This is a genomic window from Pseudomonas sp. NPDC089918 (assembly GCF_050280605.1).
GTDB lineage: Bacteria > Pseudomonadota > Gammaproteobacteria > Pseudomonadales > Pseudomonadaceae > Aquipseudomonas.
Window position 1 is genome coordinate 1 of the sequence record NZ_JBNNVP010000066.1, and the last position, 19837, is coordinate 19837.

Consider the following 19837-nt stretch of genomic DNA (forward strand, 5'->3'; position numbering starts at 1 on the left):
GCGTGTAGTCTCGCTGACTACGCCTTTTTGCTGATTCCATTACGTCCTCCTGAAAAACAGATCAGAAGGTGTAAACCTTATTCAGGACGGGACACGGGCAATAAAAAAGGGAGACCCGTCGGCCTCCCTTTGAGAACTTCGTCCGTGCTCGACGCTTATGACGTCGGCTCACCTCACGCCGTCTTCTGGACAGTGTGTAGCTCGGGGGTCAACACATCCCCGGTGGGGGGTGGCGACCGCAGCTGGCCTGATTGGGCGAGCCGCACTGGACTGTTTGTCCGAGCAGTGATTCTGGTGATAAGAATAGGCCCGGAGCACCGGCAGAGGATTGCGAAGATTGCTCAATTAAACATCACTTGCGCAATTTTTAACTCAGGATAGATAATCCGCCGCAATAGTTATGACAAAGGCCTGATTGATGAGCAAACTCGACCGATACGACCTGAGCATTTTGGCTGAATTACAGCGCGACGCGCGCATCTCCAATCAGGAGCTGGCCGAACGCATCGGCCTGTCGCCTTCGCCTTGCTCGCGGCGGGTCAAGCAGCTGGAAGACGACGGTTACATCACCCGCCAAGTCGCCCTGCTGGACCGCAAGATGCTCGGCCTGAGCCTGACCGCCTACGTGCTGATCGGCATGGACCGCCATACACCCGAACGGTTCGAGAACTTCGAAGCCGCCATTCGCACCTTGCCGCAGGTGCTGGAATGCAGTTTGGTGACGGGGATGGATGCCGATTATCAGCTCAAGGTGGTGGTGCCGGACATGGATCACTATCAGAAACTGCTGCTGGGGCATCTCACCCGGATTGAAGGGGTGACGAGTGTGCGGTCGAGTTTTGTGTTGAACCAGGTGCTCAACAGCACCGAGTTGCCGCTCACTCATCTGCGCAGCTGAGAATGCCTTTGTGGCGAGGGGGCTTGCCCCCGTTCGGCCGCGCAGCGGTCGTAAAATCAGACAACGCGGTGTGTCAGGTACAACTCATTGGCTGGTTTTGGGGCTGCTTCGCAACCCAACGGGGGCAAGCCCCCTCGCCACAGTGCGGCACACTGCCGCAGGTCAATGCCCCGCCAATCCCCCATGGCGTATACTCCAGCGCCTTTTAGCCCCGCCCACGCTGGAGATGTTCAATGGATCCTGCAGTACTCGAAGAGTGGATGATGACTGGACTGGTCAGCATCCTGATCATTTTCATGGGTTTCATCGTCTGGGATCTGGCGAAAAAATCCAAGGCCGGGCGCTTCGGCTCGTTCATTCTGTTCTTCGTACTGGGGCTGGGCGTGGCCGCGTTCGTGATCAAAAGCGTGGTCATCGGCCTGATCGAATCCGGCACTCTATAAGCGCGCCGGCACTTCCTTCCACTGGCCCTGATCGAGCCCTTCGATCGACCAGTCACCGATTCTGACCCGCACCAGACGCAACGTCGGCAAGCCGACCGCCGCGGTCATGCGCCGTACCTGACGGTTGCGGCCTTCGCGAATCACCAGTTCCAGCCAACTGGTGGGCACGCTTTTACGAAAGCGCACTGGCGGGTTGCGCGGCCACAGTTGCGGCTCATCCAATTGTCGCGCTTGGGCCGGCAACGTCATGCCGTCGTTCAGCTCGACGCCATCGCGTAAACGCTGCAACTGCTCAGCGCTTGGCTCACCTTCTACTTGCACCCAGTAAGTCTTGGCCAGTTTGTGTTTCGGGTCGGCAATTCGCGCCTGAAGCTGGCCGTCGTTGGTCAGCAACAGCAAGCCTTCACTGTCGCGGTCCAGCCGCCCTGCCGGGTAAATCCCCGGAATCTCGATGAAGTCCTTGAGCGTCGCCCGCCCTTCGCCGTCGCTGAATTGCGTCAGCACATCGAAAGGTTTGTTGAACAGAATCAGCTTCGGCTCGGCCGGCGGCGCTTTGGCGACACGGCGCGGGGCTGATTGCGGGTTGTTCGCGCCAGGGCGGCGAGAGACGGGACGAGGTGGACGAGGCATGGCGAAAAGAACATCTAACGGTCAGGGCTGCTAATGCTAGTGCCCTGACCGCTAAATGACCATGAGAACAATCAGCGGAACGGCGGCTCGTCGAAGCTACGCAGTTTGCGCGAGTGCAGCGAGTTGAGCTCGGTGCGCAACAGATCCACCGCTTCGATGCCGATCTTCAAGTGCTGGCTGACCGCGCGTTCATAGAAGGCGTTGGCCGAACCCGGCAGTTTGATTTCGCTGTGCAACGGTTTATCCGATACGCAGAGCAACGTGCCGTATGGCACCCGCAAGCGATAACCTTGCGCAGCGATGGTGCCGCTTTCCATGTCCACCGCCACGGCGCGGGACAGGTTGATCAGCGGACGCTCCTGCGCCCAGCGCAGTTCCCAGTTACGGTCGTCATAGGTCAGCACGGTGCCGGTGCGCAGGCGCTTCTTCAGCTCGTCGCCCTTCTCACCGGTGATGTTGGCCGCCGCTTGCTGCAACGCCATCTGCACTTCAGCCAGGGCCGGAATCGGAATGTTCGGCGGCACAACCCGGTCGAGAATCCCGTCGCGACGCATGTAAGCGTGGGCCAACACGTAGTCGCCAATGGTCTGCGACTGACGCAAGCCGCCACAGTGGCCGATCATCAGCCAGCAATGCGGACGCAGCACCGCCAGGTGGTCGGTGATGTTCTTGGCGTTGGACGGGCCGACGCCAATGTTCACCAGGGTCACGCCATGGCCGTCGCTGGCGATCAGGTGATAGGCCGGCATCTGGTAACGGTGCCAGACCACGCCCGCGGCAATCGCCGACGCTTCGCCATGGTCCATGCTCTTTTCGATGATCACGTTGCCGGGCAACACCATGCGTACAAAACGCGGATCGTTGCGCAGTTGCTCAAGACCATGAACGATGAACTGGTCGACGTAGCGGTGGTAGTTGGTCAGCAGAATCCACGGCTGCACATGGCGCCAGTCGCTGCCGGTGTAATGCACCAGCCGGCGCAGGGAGAAGTCCACTCGCGCGGCGTCGAACAGGGCCAGTGGCAACGGGTCGGTGTTTTCCCAGTCGTACAAGCCATCGGCGATGCCATCGGTGGCGGCCGACAAATCCGTACTCGGGAACACTCGCGCCAGCACCGCCGCCGTAACGCCGGAACCGGCCAGCTCATCGCCCTGCTCGACCACGTACGGATAAGGAATGTTCTGCTGGCTGACGCCGACTTCCACGGTCACGGTGAAGTCGTGCATCAACGGGACGAGTTGTTCAAGCAGGTACTTACGGAAGGCTGCCGGATGAGTGACGGTGACACTGTAGGTCCCCGGCAATTGAACCTTGGCATAGGCGCGAGTGGTCTGTGGGACTTCGCCCTGGCAAAGGTAGGTCAGACGCAACTCGGGATAACGAAACAGAGCCCGCTGTTCAGCGTCCGGTTCGACGCGATCCTTGAGATAACGCTTGAGCGCCTGATTCAGCGCGGTGGTTGCACGCTCGTGCAAGGCAGCAAGCCGATCCACGGCTTGCTCGGCGGTTTGAACGACAATAAACGCTTCGGTCACGATCAGCTTCCTGTGTTCTGACTTGCAGACCTTCATCTTGCCTGCATCATCGCTTCACGGGAACAGTGGCGTGTTGGCTGCACATCAATTCTGAGACACAGATAAACCCTGTGGGCTTGCCCGCGATAGCGGTCTATCAGCCAACATCTCTGTTGAATGTATAACCGCTATCGCGGGCAAGCCCGCTCCCACAGGTTTCAGTGCTGTCGATCAAATTGTGGTCAGAAACCTTGCGGCGTCGACCGGGCGACAATCGCCTCCACATCCAGCCCGCGCGGCAATGTTCCATACACCCGACCGGCTGAACCCAGACGGCTGGCGATAAAAGCATCACTGACCGCCGCATTACCCGCCTCCAGCAATAGCTTGGCCTGAAGCCCCAAGGCAATGTCTTCGGTTAGCTGGCGGGCGCGGTATTGAATGTCGTCGGTGTCCTTGAACGCCGCCTGCAATTGGCTGATGTGCGCGGCCAGGCGTTTGTCGCCATGACCGTCGCCCAACTCGCTGAACAGCACATCAAGCACACCCGGCTCTTTCGACAATGCGCGCAATACGTCGAGGCATTGCACGTTGCCGGAACCTTCCCACGTCGAGTTGACCGGGGCCTCACGGTACAGACGCGGCAGGATGCTTTCTTCGACATAACCGGCGCCGCCCATGCATTCGGCAGCCTCATTGATCATCGCGGGCGCGCGTTTGCAGATCCAGTACTTGCCCACCGCCGTCACCAGTCGGGCGAATTTCGCTTCGTGATCGTCATCCAGATGATCCAGCGCCCGGCCCATGCGCAAACTCAAAGCCAACGCCGCTTCGCTTTCCAGGGCCAGGTCGGCCAGCACGTTTTGCATCAAGGGTTGCTCACTGAGCAATTTGCCTGCGACCTTGCGATAGGCGCAGTGATGGCTGGCCTGGGTCAGCGCCTGACGCATCAGCGCACTGGAGCCGACCATGCAATCGAAGCGGGTCATGGCAACCATTTCGATGATGGTCGGAACGCCCCGGCCCTCTTCGCCGACCATCCAGGCCAGGGCGCCGCGGAACTCCACCTCGCTGGAGGCGTTGGACCAGTTGCCGAGTTTGTTCTTCAGCCGCTGTATGTAGAACTGATTGCGTGAGTCGTCCGGGCGATGACGCGGCAGCAGGAAACAGGTCAAGCCTTTGTCGGTCTGGGCCAAGGTCAAGAAGGCGTCGCACATCGGCGCCGAGCAGAACCACTTATGGCCCACCAGTTCATACGCCTGACCGGGACCGCTGGCACCGACCGGATACGCCTTGGTGGTGTTGGCCCGCACATCGGTGCCGCCCTGTTTCTCGGTCATGGCCATGCCGATGGTGACCCCGGCCTTGTGGGCCATGCCGACGTTGCGCGGGTCGTATTCGGTGGCGAGGATTTTCGGCAGCCATTGTTTGGCCAGATCCGCTTGCAGGCGCATCGCCGGGACACTGGCGAAGGTCATGGTCAACGGGCAACCGCTGCCGGCTTCAGCCTGACTGTGCAAATAGGTCATGGACGCGCGGGCAACGTGGGCGCCCGGTTGCGGGTCGGTCCAGGGCAAACCTGTCAGGCCATGCTCCACCGCCGTGCGCATCAATTCGTGGTAGGCGGGATGAAACTCCACCAGGTCGATGCGATGGCCGTAACGGTCATGACTGACGAACACCGGTTTGTTCTGATTGGCCGCAAACCCCGCCTCCATCAGCGGCCCGCCGGCCAATACGCCATAAGCGTCAATTCGCGACTCGGCCCAACCGGCATCGAAACGCCGCGACCACTCCTGCAAAGGCAGGTCGATGCGATAGAGGTTGGCGCCGTCCAGCGACGGCGGCTGATTGGTGACTTCGTGGGTTTCGGCGAACTGATGCAGGTTCATGACGGGGCTCCTTTGGTCAGCCAAGGGACTTTCAGTTAAGCACCGCCCCGAGGCTGAACAAAGTGGCATATCTGCCTAACTGTCGGCGCTTTCGCCTTGCCCCGGACAGAGCACCCGCCGATAGAGAGCCGCCTGCAAATCTTCGAATTTCACCGGTTTGCTCAGGTAATCGACCAAGGTGTCGCTTGGGCAATAGGCCCGATCCGCACTCTGGGCAATCATGAACACGGGTAATTCGGCACAACCCGGCAAGGCGCGGATCCGACCGCAGATCGAGGCGCCATCCAGCGGCGGTAGCTGACAGTCGAGCAGCGCCGCATCAACGGTTTCACGCTGCAAGAGATCGAGCGCAGCGACGCCGCTGTCAGCTGTGCGCACGCGGAACCCCAGCTTGAGCAACATGCCACGCATCACCAATTGATTGATGCTGTTGTCATCGACCAGCAACACCGTGCAGTCCTGAGGCAAACGCAGGCCGGTGGTTTGCCGGGTGATTGCGGGCGCAGATTCCACCACCGGCAACGGCAGCTCGAACTCGACGTCCAGTTGAAAGCGACTGCCGCGCCCCGGTTCCGAGCGATGGCTCAGGCGCCCGCCGAGCAATTCGACCAGTTGCCGACAAATGGCCAGGCCAACACCCAAACCACCGTATTCACGGGTCATCGAGCCGTCGACCTGAAAAAAGCGTTGATACAGCGTTGCCTCATCCAAATCGGTGAAGCCAATGCCGGTGTCGATCACTGCAAAGGACAGTGCCAGCCGATCGGGCGCTACCGGTTTACCCGTCACCCGCAGCGCCAATCCGCCGATCCGGGTGAATTTGATCGCGTTATCCAGCAGGCATTCCAGGCATTGCGTCAGCTTGCCGCTGTCGCCGTGCAAACGATCCGGCAGCCCGGATGTCACCTCGACCTTGAAGTCCAGCGACTTGCTCGACGCATTGCCATCGAACTGCAGACGCAAGGCCTCGACCACACCGCGCAAACTGAAGGTGTCCGGATAGACCTTGAGCTTGCCGGCCTGCAATTCGGTCAGGGTGAGGATGCCGTTGACCATGCGCATCATGTCCCGCGCCGAACCGGCGGCCGTTTGTTGATATTGCTCCAGCTCAGGGTTCATCTCGACGGTCTGCATCAACTCCAGCGAACCGATCACACCATTCATGGGCGTGCGCAGTTCGTGGGTCAGGGTGGCGAGGAATTCGTCCTTGAGCTTGTTGCTGTGAGCCAGTTGCTGGTTCAACACTTCGAGTTTCTGGCCGGCATCAAACAGCGTTTGCGCCTGTTGCTCACGCATGGCGTTGATGCGATCGGCCAGGGCCAGGGACAGCAGCGCCACTTCGATCGCCGAGCCGATCTGGCTGGCGTACATGGTCAGGAATACGTTGGGCAAATAACCCAGCACCATCAGGGTGTTGACCACACCACCGAGCAGGAACGCCGACCAGGCAATGATGAAATACCGCGCGACCCGCAGGCCACGCCACCAGGCGAAAATCCCGGCGGCGAAAATCACCACCGTAAAGACCAACGCCAGCAACGTCGCCAGACGCAGGGCCAGGGCGTAATTGGTCATCAATGACAACCCGACCACCAGCGCACTGAACGCAATCAACGCCAGCAGCAAACGGTCGAGCCAGCGACTGTGGGTGGCCGTCTGCAAAAAGCTGCGGGCGAACTGGCTGCCGAACAATCCTGAACAGCCGATGAAGAACGGCGTCGCGGCGTTGGCCCACCACGGATTGTCGGGCCAGAAATACTCCACGGCCGCGCCATTCACCGACAGCTGATACAAGCCGAACGAGGCGATATAGACGATGTAATAGAGGTAGCTGGTGTCGCGCACGCTGAGAAAGATGAACAGGTTGTAGACCAGCATCCCCAGCAACACACCGTAAATCAGCCCCAGCACATAGAGCCGGACCGGCTGCTCTTCGAGGTAAGCGGTGCTCGACCACAACGTGACGGGCGCCTGAACCGAGCCTTGGCTTTGCAGGCGCAAATACACGGTTTGCGCCTGCTCAGGCGCAAAGTTCAGACCAAACAGATAGTTGTTCTGGCGGATCTCGCGAGTGGCGAACGGCAACGCATCGCCGGTCTGTCGGACCAATTGATAGTCACCGCCAGCATCGGGCAAATACAGATCAAGGTGATCGAGGGGCGGATAAGCCAGTTCCAGCAACCAGGTCCGTTGCGCCGACGGGTTGGTCGGGCGGTATTGCAGGTCGATTTTCAGCCAGAACGCCGAACGCGAATAACCGGCGTTCAGAGTGGCTTTATCATGAGGCTTGAACTGCCCGGCCGCCGCTTGCGCACGGACATCGGCGATGGTCGCCTGACCGCCCGCGTCTTCATAAACCTGCATCGTTCGGCCCAGGGGAAGGCTCTGGGTGAACTCGTCGAATTCGACGGCGCTCGCCAGGAGGGGCAAGCACAACAGCAACATCAGCAAATAGCGCATTTAAGCCCCAGCGTGGCCTGTCCGGTTCTGTCAGGAAGCCCCCCATTCCTTTTGAGCAGACGTAAAACCGATATTACCTGTTATTGGTTTGGATCCACTCTAGCATAGCCGTTGGTGGCCATTGAACACCATTGAAATTTTTCCTGAAAAGGCTCTAGAACAAGCGTTCCAGCTCTATACATTGAGTTAGAGCTGTTGGCTTGGTCAGGTAGTGAAAATGCCTCAGTGCATAGCGATTCCTTGTGGCGAGGGGGCTTGCCCCCGTAGGGGTGCGAAGCGCCCCCTTTGCCTTCTGTCTGGAACACCGCGTCGGCAGGTTTACGACTGCTTCGCAGCCGAACGGGGGCAAGCCCCCTCGCCACAATGTATCGGCCGCGATGACTGCCACAACACCCGAAAAAACATGTTTGGTGGTAAGCTCGCGCACCATGAATATCTACAGCTCTCGCCCCGTTGTCCTCTGTCTCTCCGGCCACGACCCTAGTGGTGGCGCCGGCTTGCAGGCAGATATCGAAGCCCTGCTCGCTCAGGGTTGTCATGCGGCTCCGGCCGTCACCGCCCTGACCGTGCAAGACACCGTCAACGTCACTGACTTCCGCGTTCTCGATCGCGAGTGGGTGTTGGCCCAGGCCAACGCCGTGCTCAATGACTCCGAAGTCGCCGCCGTCAAACTGGGCATGCTCGGTTCCCTGGAAATGGTCGACACCGTAGTCGAACTGCTTTCAGCGCACCCGCATTTGCCGGTGGTCTGCGACCCGGTGCTGCGTGCCGGCGGCGGTGGACGACTGGGCAAGGACGAAGTCGGCTACGCCATGCGCGAACGCCTGTTGCCGCTGTCGATCATTGCCACCCCCAACCTTCCCGAAGCTCGCATTCTCGCCGAACTGCCCGAAGGCACCGCGGACGAGTGCGCTGAAAAACTTCTGCCATTCGTCAAACACCTGCTGATCACCGGCGGTCATGGCGACGAACACGAAATACACAATCGCCTGTACAGCCGCGACGGTCGCCGCGAAACCTTTACCTGCCAGCGCCTGCCCGGCAGTTATCACGGTTCCGGTTGCACGCTGGCCAGCGCCCTCGCCGGCCGCCTGGCCCAGGGCGAACACCTCGCCAGTGCCGTAAAGAGCGCGCTTGACTACACTTGGCGCACCTTGCGTGATGCGGAGCAGCTGGGCAAAGGCCAGTTCGTACCGCGCCGCTTGCCACTGGACTTCTGTTCGTAACGCCATGAGGCTTGTCCGATGAAACTACGTGGCCTGTACGCCATTACCGACAGCCAGTTACTGGCCGGTAAATTTCTTTCGTACGTGGAGGCGGCGCTCGAAGGCGGCGTCACCCTGCTGCAATACCGTGACAAGAGCAGCGATGAGGCCCGCCGCCTGCGCGAAGCCGAAGCCCTGCGCGATCTGTGCGAACGTTACAAAACCCGGCTGATCATCAACGATGACGCCGAACTGGCCGCGCGCCTGAATGTCGGCGTGCACCTGGGTCAGACCGATGGCCCGCTGATGCCGGTTCGCGCACTGCTCGGTCGTCAGGCAATCATCGGTTCGACCTGCCACGCGCAACTCGAACTCGCCGAACAAGCCGCCAAAGAAGGCGCCAGTTACGTCGCCTTTGGCCGCTTCTTCAATTCCAACACCAAGCCCGGCGCACCGGCCTGCAGCCTCGAACTGCTTGATCAGGCCCGCAGCAAATTGCATCTGCCGATCTGCGCGATCGGCGGCATCACGCTGGACAACGCTGCGCCACTGGTGGCCCACGGGGTCGACTTGCTGGCGGTGGTGCATGGCCTGTTTGGCGCCGACAACACGGCTGAAGTGACACGCCGCGCCCGCGCCTTTAACGAATTGTTCAAATCCTGATTTTTTGAGAGCCCGATCATGTCTCGTTCCGAAACCCTGTTTGCCAATGCCCAAAAACACATTCCCGGAGGCGTGAACTCGCCTGTTCGTGCGTTCAAGAGTGTTGGCGGCACGCCGCTGTTCTTCAAACACGCCGAAGGCGCCTACGTCACCGACGAAGATGACAAGCGTTATGTGGATTACGTCGGTTCCTGGGGGCCGATGATTCTCGGCCACAGCCATCCGGACGTGCTGGACGCGGTGCGCAAACAGCTGGAACACGGCCTGTCCTACGGCGCCCCGACCGCGATGGAAACCGAAATGGCCGATCTGGTCTGCTCGATCGTGCCGTCGATGGAGATGGTGCGCATGGTCAGCTCCGGCACCGAAGCGACCATGAGCGCCATCCGCCTGGCCCGTGGCTTTACCGGCCGTGACAGCATCATCAAGTTCGAAGGCTGCTACCACGGCCACTCCGACAGCCTGCTGGTCAAGGCCGGTTCCGGCGCCCTGACCCAAGGCGTGCCGAGTTCGGCCGGTGTACCGGCGGCGTTCGCCAAACACACCCTGACCCTGCCGTTCAACGATATCGACGCGGTAGCAACCATGCTCGCCGAAGTCGGCCAGGACGTGGCCTGCATCATCGTCGAGCCCGTGGCAGGCAACATGAACTGCGTACCGCCGGCACCAGGCTTCCTCGAAGGCCTGCGGACCCTGTGCGACAAGCACGGCGTGGTGCTGATTTTCGACGAAGTGATGACCGGTTTCCGTGTCGCCCTCGGTGGCGCCCAAGCCCACTACGGCGTCACGCCGGACCTGAGCACCTTCGGCAAGATCATCGGTGGCGGCATGCCGGTTGGCTGCTTCGGCGGCAAACGCAAGATCATGGAGCAAATCGCACCACTGGGGCCGGTCTACCAGGCCGGCACGTTGTCGGGTAACCCGCTGGCGATGGCGGCGGGCCTGACCACGCTGCGCCTGATCAGTCGTCCTGGTTTCCACGCCGAGCTGAGCGATTACACCAGCCGTCTGCTCGATGGCCTGCAGCAGCGCGCCGACGCCGCCGGTATTCCGTTCGTGACCACTCAGGCCGGCGGCATGTTCGGCCTGTACTTCAGCGGCGCCGACGACATCGTGACCTTCGATGACGTGATGGCCAGTGATGCCGGCCTGTTCGGGCGTTTCTTCCACCTGATGCTGGAAGGCGGCGTGTACCTGGCGCCAAGCGCCTTCGAAGCCGGCTTCACCTCGATCGCCCACGGCGAAACCGAGTTGAAACTGACACTGGACGCCGCCGAGCGTGCATTCGCCGCATTGAAATAAAGCTGCAACGCTGACGTTGGCGATTGCCAGCGTCAGCTTTCACCTACATTCGCGCCCTTTTTCCTACTCATCTGCCAATATTCCCCCGCAAAGTGGGCGATATATTCCCCGTGCAGCAGAAAAACGAGTAAAGACTTTGTAAGGTTGGCCCTGCTTATTTCATAATGCGCGCTTATTGGATCCCTCGATGGATCCACGCGCCCCTCAGAGGTAAGTCGATTCCCATGAACCGCACCGGCCGCACCCTTGCATTGGGCTGCCTGTTGCTCCTTCAGCCCCTGCTCGCGCTCGCACAAGCAGGCGGCAACTCGTTGTTGATCCCGGCGATGGGTCGCTGCACCCTCAATACTCAGCCGCAAGACCTGACGCAAGCGCTCGCCGCCTGTCAGAAAGCGTCGGATGAAGGGGATGCGCAAGCGCAATACGAGTTGGGTGAGTTCTACTACGACGGCAAAAACGCGCCGCGCGACCTCAATAAAGCCCTGAGCTACTTCGAAAAGGCCTCGCTGCAAGGCCACGCCCAGGCGCAATTCAAACTTGGCACCATGTTCTTCCATGGCGAAGGCGTACCGGCCAATAACGTTCAGGCGTATATCGTGCTGAAAATGGCCGCGGTCAACGGCGCCGAAGAGGCGCTGGACACCGCCGACGAAGTCGCCGAAAAAATGCCCCGCGAAGATCTGGAAGTCGCTACCCAGGTGCTGGGGCAAATTTTCCGTAAATACCTGATGGAATTGCAGAGCGCCGATGGGCGTACGCCGTTTTCGCCATTGCCTTGACTGTGGCGAGGGCTTTGTGGCGAGGGGGCTTGCCCCCGTTCGGCTGCGCAGCAGTCGTAAAGTCAGCACACGCGGTTTGTCTGGAAGGTGGCGGTGGCTGATTCAGGGGCCGCTTCGCAGCCCAACGGGGGCAAGCCCCCTCGCCACAAAAGCTCCCTCGCCACAACAAGCATCACCAGCCACAACAAGCCCCTCTAGCCACTCAATCCGCGGCTTACTTCTCAGGCATCGGCATCGGAAACGGCATGACATTGCCTACCGCGCCGCGGGCTTCACTGATTTTCGGTGTGCCGAGGCGCTCGACCTCGTCGATGCGCACGATCGAATGCATCGGCACAAAACTGCGCACAACGCCTTCGAACTGAGCCTTGAGCTTCTCTTCGCTCGGATCGACGACCACTTGCGTGCGCTCGCCAAAGACGAACTCTTCCACTTCCAGGAAGCCCCACAGATCACTTTGATAGATCTGCTTGGCGTACATTTCGTACACCTGGCCCTGATTGAGGAAAATCACCTTGTAGATTGGAGCTTCACGTTTGGTCATGGTGGGCGGGTAACACATCGGGGATAAAAATGAGGGCGCGAACTATAGCATAGCCGCCGGACGCGCAACGGTAGGAACCTTGGTGCATGTTCCCTATAATGCGCGGTTCTTTGAATCACGTGATGACTCTATCCATGGCCAAGAAGCTTTACATCGAAACCCACGGTTGCCAGATGAACGAGTACGACAGCTCGCGCATGGTCGATCTGCTGGGTGAACACCAGGCCCTGGAAGTCACCGCTCGCGCTGAAGACGCCGACGTGATCCTGCTTAATACCTGCTCGATCCGCGAACGCGCCCAGGACCGGGTGTATTCCCAGCTGGGTCGCTGGCGCGAATTGAAACTGGCTAACCCGGAAATGGTCATCGCCGTCGGCGGCTGCGTGGCCAGCCAGGAAGGCGCGGCCATTCGTGACCGCGCTCCATACGTCGACGTGGTATTCGGCCCGCAGACCCTGCACCGCCTGCCGGAAATGATCGACGCCGCGCGCCTGACCAAACTGCCGCAAGTCGACGTCTCGTTCCCGGAAATCGAAAAATTCGACCACTTGCCCGAGCCGCGCATCGACGGGCCGAGCGCTTACGTGTCGGTCATGGAAGGCTGCAGCAAGTACTGCACTTTCTGCGTGGTGCCTTATACGCGCGGTGAAGAAGTCAGCCGACCGTTCGACGACGTGATTGCCGAGATCATTCACCTGGCCGAAAACGGCGTGCGCGAAGTGACCTTGCTGGGGCAGAACGTCAACGGTTATCGCGGCACCACTCATGATGGGCGCCTGGCTGATCTGGCGGAATTGATCCGGGTAGTAGCCGCTGTCGATGGCATCGACCGGATTCGCTACACCACCTCGCACCCGCTGGAATTCTCCGACAGCCTGATCCAGGCCCACGCCGACGTACCGGAGCTGGTGAAACACCTGCATTTGCCAGTGCAATCGGGTTCCGACCGGATCCTCGCGGCGATGAAACGCAACCACACCGCGCTGGAGTACAAATCCAAACTGCGCAAGTTGCGGGCTGCCGTGCCGGGGATCTGCATCAGTTCTGACTTTATCGTCGGTTTCCCGGGCGAGACCGAAAAAGACTTCGAACAGACCATGAAGCTGATCGAAGACGTCGGTTTCGACTTTTCCTACTCGTTCGTTTATAGCCAGCGTCCGGGCACGCCGGCCGCCGATCTGGCCGACGAAACGCCGGAAGAACTGAAAAAAGAACGTTTGAACGCCCTGCAACATCGCCTCAACCAGCAAGGTTTCGAGATCAGCCGACAAATGGTGGGCTCCATTCAGCGGATTCTGGTAACCGATTATTCGAAAAAAGACCCCGGTGAACTGCAAGGCCGGACCGAGAATAATCGTATCGTCAACTTCCGCTGCGACAATCCGACCCTGATCGGCCAGTTCGCAGACGTGCACATCGATGCTGCGCAACCGCACTCGCTGCGGGGCTCACTGATCCAGTAACACCTCGTCACCTGTGGGAGCCGGGCTTTTGTGGCGAGGGGGCTTGCCCCCGTTGGATCGCGAAGCGGTCCCGAATATTTTGCGACTGCTTCGCAGCCGAACGGGGGCAAGCCCCCTCGCCACAGATCACGCGCCAACCTGCATCTTATTTAAGAGCTTTCGCACCCAGGCGACTGGCGCTATCCTTGATTCATCATAATTGCCCCAGGGCGGCTAAATACGACCTTGAACGCACCCATAGAACCACATCGTTTCATCCTCGAGCCTTTTGAAGCTCGCCGCTTCGCCAATCTGTGCGGGCAATTCGACGAGCACCTACGCTTGATCGAACAGCGCCTCGCGATCGAGATCCGCAACCGCGGAAACCAGTTCGAACTGATCGGCGAGCCCAAGCACACCACCTCTGCGGAAAACCTGCTGCGCCGCTTGTACCGGGAAACCAAAGGTACCGAGCTGTCGCCTGACATGGTTCACCTGTTCCTGCAGGAATCGGCCGTCGAGGAACTGGACAACCATTCCCCCGCCGAACCGTCCGTCGCCTTGCGCACCAAGAAAGGCATGATTCGCCCTCGCGGCTTGAATCAGGTGCGCTATGTGAAGGAAATCCTCGGTAACGACATCAACTTCGGCATCGGCCCGGCCGGTACCGGCAAGACCTATCTGGCCGTTGCCTGCGCGGTAGACGCGCTGGAACGCGAGCAGATTCGCCGTATTCTGCTGGTTCGTCCGGCGGTTGAAGCGGGCGAAAAGCTCGGCTTCCTGCCCGGCGACCTGTCCCAGAAAATCGACCCGTATCTGCGCCCGCTCTATGACGCGCTCTACGAAATGCTCGGCTTCGAATACGTGGCCAAGCTGATCGAGCGTCAAGTGATCGAAGTCGCGCCGCTGGCCTACATGCGCGGTCGTACGCTGAACAACAGCTTCATCATCCTCGACGAAAGCCAGAACACCACCGTCGAACAGATGAAGATGTTCCTGACCCGGATCGGCTTCGGCTCCACTGCGGTCATCACTGGTGACATCACCCAGGTCGACCTGCCGAAAGGCACCAAATCCGGGCTGCATCATGTGATCGAGGTGCTCAAAGACGTTCCGGGGATCAGCTTCACCCACTTCATGCCCAAGGACGTGGTGCGCCATCCGTTGGTGCAACGCATTGTCGAGGCCTATGAGCGCTTCGAAAATCGCATAGCCGACGAAACGGCGAAGCCCTCTCCCAAGGACACTCGCCCCGATGCTTGAGCTTGACCTGCAACTGGCTACCGAAGCGTCTGCCCCGAGTGAAGCCCAATTCCGTCAATGGTGCGAACTGGCCCTGCGCCAGCGTACTGCCGACTCCGAAATGACCATCCGTCTGGTCGACGAAGAGGAAGCCCGCGAACTGAACTTCACCTGGCGGCAGAAAGACTACGCCACCAACGTTTTGTCATTTCCGGCCGATGTCCCCGATGAGTTTCTCGACATTCCCTTGCTCGGCGATCTGGTGATCTGCGTAGCAGTGGTGGAGCGCGAAGCGGCGGAACAAGGCAAGGAATTAAAGGCTCACTGGGCGCATCTGGTCATTCACGGCTGCTTGCATCTACTTGGTTACGACCATATAGATGATGACGAAGCTGAAGAAATGGAAGCACTGGAACGAACGTTGCTTGCAGAGTTGGGTCATCCAGACCCTTATGCGGACGACGAAACAGACACATCCCCAATCGTAACAACAAAGGATTCAGAGTAATCGCTATGAGCGAAGATCGATCGAGCAACGGGCAGAAGTCATGGCTGGGTAAGCTCACCCAGGCTTTTGCCCACGAGCCGAAAAACCGCCAGGAGCTGCTGGAGCTGCTGCGCGATGCACATCAAAACAAGTTGCTGGACAGCGAAGCGCTGGCCATCGTCGAAGGCGCCATCCAGGTTGCAGACCTGCAAGTACGGGACATCATGGTCCCGCGCTCGCAGATGATCAGCATCAAGGCGACCCAGACACCCCGCGAGTTCCTGCCGGCCGTGGTCGACTCGGCCCACTCCCGCTACCCGGTGATCGGCGAAAGCCACGATGACGTGATGGGTGTGTTGCTGGCCAAGGACTTGCTGCCGTTGATCCTCAAGGAGAACGGCGACAGCTTCAACATCAAGGACCTGCTGCGCCCGGCCACGTTCGTGCCCGAGTCCAAGCGCCTGAATGTGCTGCTGCGTGAGTTTCGCGCCAACCATAACCACATGGCCATCGTCATTGACGAATACGGCGGCGTGGCCGGTCTGGTGACCATCGAAGACGTGCTGGAACAGATCGTCGGCGACATCGAAGACGAGCACGACGTCGAAGAAGACAGCTACATCAAGCCGCTGCCCAGCGGTGACTTCCTGATCAAGGCCCTGACGCCGATCGATAACTTCAACGAGTTCTTCGACAGCGAATTCTCCGACGATGAATTCGACACCGTCGGTGGCTTGGTGATGAGCGCGTTCGGGCACTTGCCAAAACGCAACGAAATCACTGAAATCGGCGCCTATCGCTTCCGCATCCTGAACGCCGACAGCCGTCGGATTCACTTGCTGCGTCTGACACCTATTGCCCGGTAAAAATTAAGGAAAGAAATGCACTGGATGACCCGCCCCGGCTGGCCCGGTAACCTGCTGGCCGTGGCGGCCGGTGCACTCACCACTCTGGCCCTGGCGCCGTTCGATATCTGGCCGCTGGCCTTGTTGGCGGTCGGTTTCTTTTATGCCGGTTTGCGTGAACTGACCCCCCGTCAGGCCTTGGGCCGTGGCTGGTGTTTCGGTTTCGGCCTGTTTGCCGCAGGCACTAGCTGGATCTACTACAGCATTCACAACTTCGGCGGCGCATCGGTGCTGCTGGCCGGGTTGCTGATGCTGGCCTTCACCGCGGCGATTGCCTGGTTCTTCGCCCTGCCTGCCTGGATTTGGGCGCGCTGGCTGCGCCGTAACGAAGCGCCGCTGGCCGATGCTTTGGCATTTGCGGCGTTGTGGGTGGGTCAGGAAGCCTTTCGCGGCTGGTTCCTTACCGGCTTCCCATGGCTCTATTCCGGTTATAGCCAACTCGACGGCCCATTGGCCGGGCTCGCGCCGGTCGGCGGAATGTGGCTGATTTCCTTCACCCTGGCCCTGACGGCTGCGCTGATCTACAACGCTGCGCGCCTGGTACGCACTGGCCGTAAAGGCTTCATCGCTGTCGGCGTGTTACTGCTTGCAGGCCCATGGGTGACCGGCATGGCGCTCAAGGAACATGCCTGGACCAGCCCGGCGGGCGCACCACTGAGCGTCGCGGCGCTTCAGGGCAACATCGAACAAAGCATGAAGTGGGACCCCTCGCAGCTCAATGCGCAGCTGGCGCTGTACCGCGACATGAGTTTCAGTTCCAAACGCGTCGACCTGCTGATCTGGCCGGAAACCGCAGTCCCGGTGCTCAAGGAGTCCGCCGAGGGCTACCTGAACATGATGGGAAGCTTCGCCGCTGAGCGTAAATCCGCGTTGATCACCGGCGTGCCGATTCGCCAGGAACTCCATCACGAGAAGCGCTATTTCAACGGCATTACCGTCGTCGGTGAAGGCGATGGCACTTACCTGAAGCAGAAACTGGTGCCGTTCGGCGAATACGTGCCACTGCAGGAAGTCTTGCGCGGGCTGATTGCCTTCTTCGACCTGCCGATGTCCGACTTTGCCCGCGGGCCGGCCGATCAAGCGCTGCTGCAAGCCAAGGGTTATCAGATTGCGCCGTTCATCTGCTACGAAGTGGTCTACCCGGAATTCGCCGCAGGCCTCGCCGCCCGCAGCGATTTGCTGCTGACCATCAGCAACGACACCTGGTTCGGCACCTCGATCGGCCCGCTGCAGCATTTGCAGATGGCGCAGATGCGCGCACTTGAAGCCGGCCGCTGGATGATCCGCGCCACCAACAACGGCGTGACCGGCCTGATCAACCCGTTTGGCCAGATCACTGTGCAGATCCCGCAGTTCGAACAAGGCATTCTGTATGGCGAAGTGGTGCCGATGCACAACCTGACGCCCTACCTGCAATGGCGTTCGTGGCCGTTGATCATCAGTTGCGTGTTGTTGTTTGGTTGGGCGTTGGTTGCGAACCGGATGGCGAAGACCGTTTAAAGCTTCGCGAGCAAGCCCGCTCCCACAGTAGATCTGCGGTGAACACAGTATGTGTGAACACTCGAGATCCAATGTGGGAGCGGGCTTGCTCGCGAAGACGGCATCACAGGCACAATATCAATCAGGGTCGACATCGCCTCGATAAAACAACGAATACCCGATCTGCCCCACCGCCTCATTCATCAACTGCCCGCTCTGCCAGATCGATTTGAACTCCGGCATCCAGCCACCCAGCGGCCGGGCATTGTCCACGCCTAAAAACCCTACTGGCGCGGGCACCACCTCAAATCCCGCCTGCTGGAAACTCCAGACCGCTCGCGGCATGTGCCAGGCCTGAGTCACGACCACCACCCGCTTAATCCCCTCCGGCAACAATACCTGGGCGCTGAATTGCGCGTTTTCCCAGGTCGTGCGGCTGCGCCCTTCCTGCCAGCGCACCGTCACACCAAAATCATCGAGCAATGAGTCCGCCATCAGCTTCGCTTCGGTCGGTGGCGTGCCGTAATGCAGGCCGCCGCTGGTCAGAATCGGCAAGCCGGACGCCTTGGCCAGGCGCGCGGCATAACGCTCGCGCCCCAGGCCTACACCGGTCGGCTGATCAACGCCCCAGGCCGGGTCGCCACGCTCACGCCCTGAACCCAGCACCACGATCGCGTCCGCCCGTCGGCCCAAGGTTGCCCATTCCTCGCGCGCCAGCGGCGGCTCGCGCTCCAGGGCCTTGGCACTCCACTCCACCATCACTGGCAGGCTCATCAACCAGAAACCGCCCACGCCCAGGACGAAACACAACCCCGCCAGCCTCGGCCTTGAGCGGCGCCACCACCAGGCAAGTACCAGCAGCAGCAATAAAATGCCGGGCGGCAGAAGAAGTTGTTTAATGAAATAACGAAAAGGCATCGGGCATCTCCATAGATGCCCGAAGCCTAGGTGGGTTGACGCAATGCGACAACAAATGTGGAAGGACTTTGTTTCAAAAAACCATATTCCATGGCTTCAAGTGCCCTTACTTGAATTGCAAAGACCGGACCTTTACCGCGCCTTTGCCGGGTGCCTTATCCTTGAGCCAGATGATCTTGGCCGAACGTGGTGCCTCGAGTTGCTTCACTGCTGCTGACAAGCATCCGTGCGTTTCACGTTCACTACGATCCAGATAGGCCTTGACCAGTTCAAACTCTGCGGGGCTCAAACCACGCAGCTCCAGCTCCAGGGGACGCTCATCACGCAGCCGTCCGGCAGTTTTGGCCGAATCCAGCGCCATTGCGAGACGGTCTATCAGTTTTTCGTACAGCTCCGGTTTTGTAGCTTTTTGCCGTGACTCAACCATCCATCACCTCATTGAAGATAAGACTCACTCCCCTTTTAGAGCTTAGCCTCGCTGAAAAAACCGGCTGAGTGCCGCGACCAACGGCCCTCGGAGCGGGTATTGGCCACGTCCTTGCGTGTAATCAGGGTTTCCCTCGGTAGAGTGCGGTCATGTATGCTACGGCGCTTCCTGTAACTCCACTTCCAGCTCGCCTGGGCACCGAAACGTCGATTTGGCGTTATCACCGTCCAGCGTTGCATTGAAGAGGATTAGGCCACCCCTATTCAGTTCAAAAGTAGCCATGCACGAACAATATCAGCCCCGTGAAATCGAAGCCGCCGCCCAGTCATTCTGGGACGAGCAAAAGTCCTTTGAAGTCAGTGAACAGCCAGGCAAGGAGACGTTCTACTGCCTGTCGATGTTCCCTTACCCCAGCGGCAAGCTACACATGGGGCACGTGCGCAACTACACCATCGGCGACGTGATCTCCCGCTACCAGCGCATGCAAGGCAAGAACGTCCTGCAACCCATGGGATCGGCAACCGGTGATGCGGGCGGCAATCTTGACCAGAATCAGTCGGTTGTCGACGAAGGCCTGAAGTAGCGGTGAATCGCACCTGCTTGTGGA

General features: G+C 59.8%; 18 protein-coding genes and 2 pseudogenes. 12 read left to right on the plus strand and 8 right to left on the minus strand.

Features of this window, described 5'->3' with window-relative positions:
- Positions 1–418 precede the first annotated feature (418 nt).
- Together ACQKPC_RS28480 and ACQKPC_RS28485 are read left to right on the plus strand one after the other, a co-directional pair.
- On the plus strand, positions 419–898 hold the full coding sequence (locus tag ACQKPC_RS28480; protein ID WP_007894448.1) for an Lrp/AsnC family transcriptional regulator: 480 nt from the start codon (positions 419–421) through the stop codon (positions 896–898).
- 233 nt (positions 899–1131) lie between these two features.
- Entirely contained in the window at positions 1132–1341 is a 210-nt protein-coding gene (locus tag ACQKPC_RS28485; protein ID WP_007894445.1) for a DUF2788 domain-containing protein, read from the plus strand.
- On the opposite strand, the gene ACQKPC_RS28490 is transcribed toward ACQKPC_RS28485, so the two are convergent.
- The 4 genes from ACQKPC_RS28490 to ACQKPC_RS28505 all read right to left on the minus strand — a co-directional run bounded on the left by ACQKPC_RS28490 (position 1336) and on the right by ACQKPC_RS28505 (position 7837).
- Entirely contained in the window at positions 1336–1971 is a 636-nt protein-coding gene (locus ACQKPC_RS28490) for a pseudouridine synthase (protein ID WP_427627963.1), read from the minus strand. The genes ACQKPC_RS28485 and ACQKPC_RS28490 overlap by 6 nt on opposite strands.
- A gap of 71 nt (positions 1972–2042) precedes the next feature.
- Positions 2043–3542: an AMP nucleosidase gene (gene amn, locus ACQKPC_RS28495; RefSeq protein WP_367373065.1), complete on the minus strand. Its 1500-nt coding sequence runs from the start codon at positions 3540–3542 to the stop codon at positions 2043–2045.
- A 185-nt stretch (positions 3543–3727) separates the two neighbouring features.
- Entirely contained in the window at positions 3728–5377 is a 1650-nt protein-coding gene (locus tag ACQKPC_RS28500) for an acyl-CoA dehydrogenase family protein (RefSeq protein WP_427627965.1), read from the minus strand.
- Positions 5378–5452: 75 nt separating this feature from the next.
- Positions 5453–7837 carry a 7TM diverse intracellular signaling domain-containing protein gene (locus ACQKPC_RS28505; protein ID WP_427627967.1) on the minus strand — a complete coding sequence of 795 codons (2385 nt, stop codon included), beginning with the start codon at positions 7835–7837 and terminating at the stop codon, positions 5453–5455.
- A 428-nt stretch (positions 7838–8265) separates the two neighbouring features.
- Between ACQKPC_RS28505 and ACQKPC_RS28510 the strand changes: the two genes are divergently transcribed.
- The 4 genes from ACQKPC_RS28510 to ACQKPC_RS28525 all read left to right on the plus strand — a co-directional run bounded on the left by ACQKPC_RS28510 (position 8266) and on the right by ACQKPC_RS28525 (position 11786).
- Positions 8266–9063 (plus strand): hydroxymethylpyrimidine/phosphomethylpyrimidine kinase, encoded by a 798-nt coding sequence (locus ACQKPC_RS28510; RefSeq protein WP_008012635.1) that lies wholly within the window; start codon positions 8266–8268, stop codon positions 9061–9063.
- A gap of 18 nt (positions 9064–9081) precedes the next feature.
- Positions 9082–9705: a thiamine phosphate synthase gene (thiE, locus tag ACQKPC_RS28515; RefSeq protein ID WP_427627969.1), complete on the plus strand. Its 624-nt coding sequence runs from the start codon at positions 9082–9084 to the stop codon at positions 9703–9705.
- 18 nt (positions 9706–9723) lie between these two features.
- Positions 9724–11007: a glutamate-1-semialdehyde 2,1-aminomutase gene (hemL, locus tag ACQKPC_RS28520; protein ID WP_007894429.1), complete on the plus strand. Its 1284-nt coding sequence runs from the start codon at positions 9724–9726 to the stop codon at positions 11005–11007.
- A 224-nt stretch (positions 11008–11231) separates the two neighbouring features.
- On the plus strand, positions 11232–11786 hold the full coding sequence (locus tag ACQKPC_RS28525) for a tetratricopeptide repeat protein (RefSeq protein ID WP_007894427.1): 555 nt from the start codon (positions 11232–11234) through the stop codon (positions 11784–11786).
- 214 nt (positions 11787–12000) lie between these two features.
- Here the strand turns inward: ACQKPC_RS28525 and ACQKPC_RS28530 are convergent, their stop codons facing one another.
- Positions 12001–12330: a DUF1820 family protein gene (locus ACQKPC_RS28530; protein ID WP_007894425.1), complete on the minus strand. Its 330-nt coding sequence runs from the start codon at positions 12328–12330 to the stop codon at positions 12001–12003.
- 134 nt (positions 12331–12464) lie between these two features.
- On the opposite strand from ACQKPC_RS28530, the gene miaB reads away from it, so the two are divergent.
- The 5 genes from miaB to lnt all read left to right on the plus strand — a co-directional run bounded on the left by miaB (position 12465) and on the right by lnt (position 17906).
- Positions 12465–13793: a tRNA (N6-isopentenyl adenosine(37)-C2)-methylthiotransferase MiaB gene (miaB, locus tag ACQKPC_RS28535; protein WP_032830243.1), complete on the plus strand. Its 1329-nt coding sequence runs from the start codon at positions 12465–12467 to the stop codon at positions 13791–13793.
- Positions 13794–14018: 225 nt separating this feature from the next.
- Positions 14019–15035, plus strand: a complete 1017-nt coding sequence (locus ACQKPC_RS28540) for a PhoH family protein (protein ID WP_008070090.1) — start codon at positions 14019–14021, stop codon at positions 15033–15035.
- Positions 15028–15522 (plus strand): rRNA maturation RNase YbeY, encoded by a 495-nt coding sequence (gene ybeY, locus ACQKPC_RS28545; RefSeq protein ID WP_007894420.1) that lies wholly within the window; start codon positions 15028–15030, stop codon positions 15520–15522. The genes ACQKPC_RS28540 and ybeY overlap by 8 nt, the downstream gene beginning before the upstream one ends.
- 5 nt (positions 15523–15527) lie before the next feature.
- Positions 15528–16367 (plus strand): HlyC/CorC family transporter, encoded by an 840-nt coding sequence (locus ACQKPC_RS28550; RefSeq protein ID WP_007894419.1) that lies wholly within the window; start codon positions 15528–15530, stop codon positions 16365–16367.
- A gap of 15 nt (positions 16368–16382) precedes the next feature.
- A complete protein-coding gene (lnt, locus tag ACQKPC_RS28555) occupies positions 16383–17906 on the plus strand; it encodes an apolipoprotein N-acyltransferase (RefSeq protein ID WP_427627973.1) in 1524 nt (507 codons plus the stop codon).
- Positions 17907–18023: 117 nt separating this feature from the next.
- Here lnt and ACQKPC_RS28560 read toward each other — a convergent pair whose 3' ends face one another.
- Together ACQKPC_RS28560 and ACQKPC_RS28565 are read right to left on the minus strand one after the other, a co-directional pair.
- A complete protein-coding gene (locus tag ACQKPC_RS28560) occupies positions 18024–18803 on the minus strand; it encodes a YdcF family protein (RefSeq protein ID WP_008070093.1) in 780 nt (259 codons plus the stop codon).
- A gap of 106 nt (positions 18804–18909) precedes the next feature.
- Positions 18910–19230, minus strand: coding sequence for a hypothetical protein (locus ACQKPC_RS28565; protein WP_427627975.1), 321 nt, complete (start codon positions 19228–19230; stop codon positions 18910–18912).
- A gap of 280 nt (positions 19231–19510) precedes the next feature.
- Between ACQKPC_RS28565 and ACQKPC_RS28570 the strand changes: the two are divergent.
- Positions 19511–19744: pseudogene (locus tag ACQKPC_RS28570) on the plus strand (class I tRNA ligase family protein); the annotation flags it as partial.
- On the opposite strand, the pseudogene ACQKPC_RS28575 reads toward ACQKPC_RS28570, so the two are convergent.
- Positions 19721–19837, minus strand: a pseudogene (locus ACQKPC_RS28575) (RNA polymerase factor sigma-70); the annotation flags it as partial. The pseudogenes ACQKPC_RS28570 and ACQKPC_RS28575 overlap by 24 nt on opposite strands.

Excerpts from the sequence above, each read along its gene's own strand:
- ACQKPC_RS28480 (WP_007894448.1), top strand. The coding sequence starts at position 419 with ATGAGCAAACTCGACCGATACGACCTGAGCATTTTGGCTGAATTACAG.
- ACQKPC_RS28485 (WP_007894445.1), top strand. The coding sequence starts at position 1,132 with ATGGATCCTGCAGTACTCGAAGAGTGGATGATGACTGGACTGGTCAGC.
- ACQKPC_RS28490 (WP_427627963.1), bottom strand. The coding sequence starts at position 1,971 with ATGCCTCGTCCACCTCGTCCCGTCTCTCGCCGCCCTGGCGCGAACAAC.
- amn (WP_367373065.1), bottom strand. The coding sequence starts at position 3,542 with ATGAAGGTCTGCAAGTCAGAACACAGGAAGCTGATCGTGACCGAAGCG.
- ACQKPC_RS28500 (WP_427627965.1), bottom strand. The coding sequence starts at position 5,377 with ATGAACCTGCATCAGTTCGCCGAAACCCACGAAGTCACCAATCAGCCG.
- ACQKPC_RS28505 (WP_427627967.1), bottom strand. The coding sequence starts at position 7,837 with ATGCGCTATTTGCTGATGTTGCTGTTGTGCTTGCCCCTCCTGGCGAGC.
- ACQKPC_RS28510 (WP_008012635.1), top strand. The coding sequence starts at position 8,266 with ATGAATATCTACAGCTCTCGCCCCGTTGTCCTCTGTCTCTCCGGCCAC.
- thiE (WP_427627969.1), top strand. The coding sequence starts at position 9,082 with ATGAAACTACGTGGCCTGTACGCCATTACCGACAGCCAGTTACTGGCC.
- hemL (WP_007894429.1), top strand. The coding sequence starts at position 9,724 with ATGTCTCGTTCCGAAACCCTGTTTGCCAATGCCCAAAAACACATTCCC.
- ACQKPC_RS28525 (WP_007894427.1), top strand. The coding sequence starts at position 11,232 with ATGAACCGCACCGGCCGCACCCTTGCATTGGGCTGCCTGTTGCTCCTT.
- ACQKPC_RS28530 (WP_007894425.1), bottom strand. The coding sequence starts at position 12,330 with ATGACCAAACGTGAAGCTCCAATCTACAAGGTGATTTTCCTCAATCAG.
- miaB (WP_032830243.1), top strand. The coding sequence starts at position 12,465 with ATGGCCAAGAAGCTTTACATCGAAACCCACGGTTGCCAGATGAACGAG.
- ybeY (WP_007894420.1), top strand. The coding sequence starts at position 15,028 with ATGCTTGAGCTTGACCTGCAACTGGCTACCGAAGCGTCTGCCCCGAGT.
- ACQKPC_RS28550 (WP_007894419.1), top strand. The coding sequence starts at position 15,528 with ATGAGCGAAGATCGATCGAGCAACGGGCAGAAGTCATGGCTGGGTAAG.
- lnt (WP_427627973.1), top strand. The coding sequence starts at position 16,383 with ATGCACTGGATGACCCGCCCCGGCTGGCCCGGTAACCTGCTGGCCGTG.
- ACQKPC_RS28560 (WP_008070093.1), bottom strand. The coding sequence starts at position 18,803 with ATGCCTTTTCGTTATTTCATTAAACAACTTCTTCTGCCGCCCGGCATT.
- ACQKPC_RS28565 (WP_427627975.1), bottom strand. The coding sequence starts at position 19,230 with ATGGTTGAGTCACGGCAAAAAGCTACAAAACCGGAGCTGTACGAAAAA.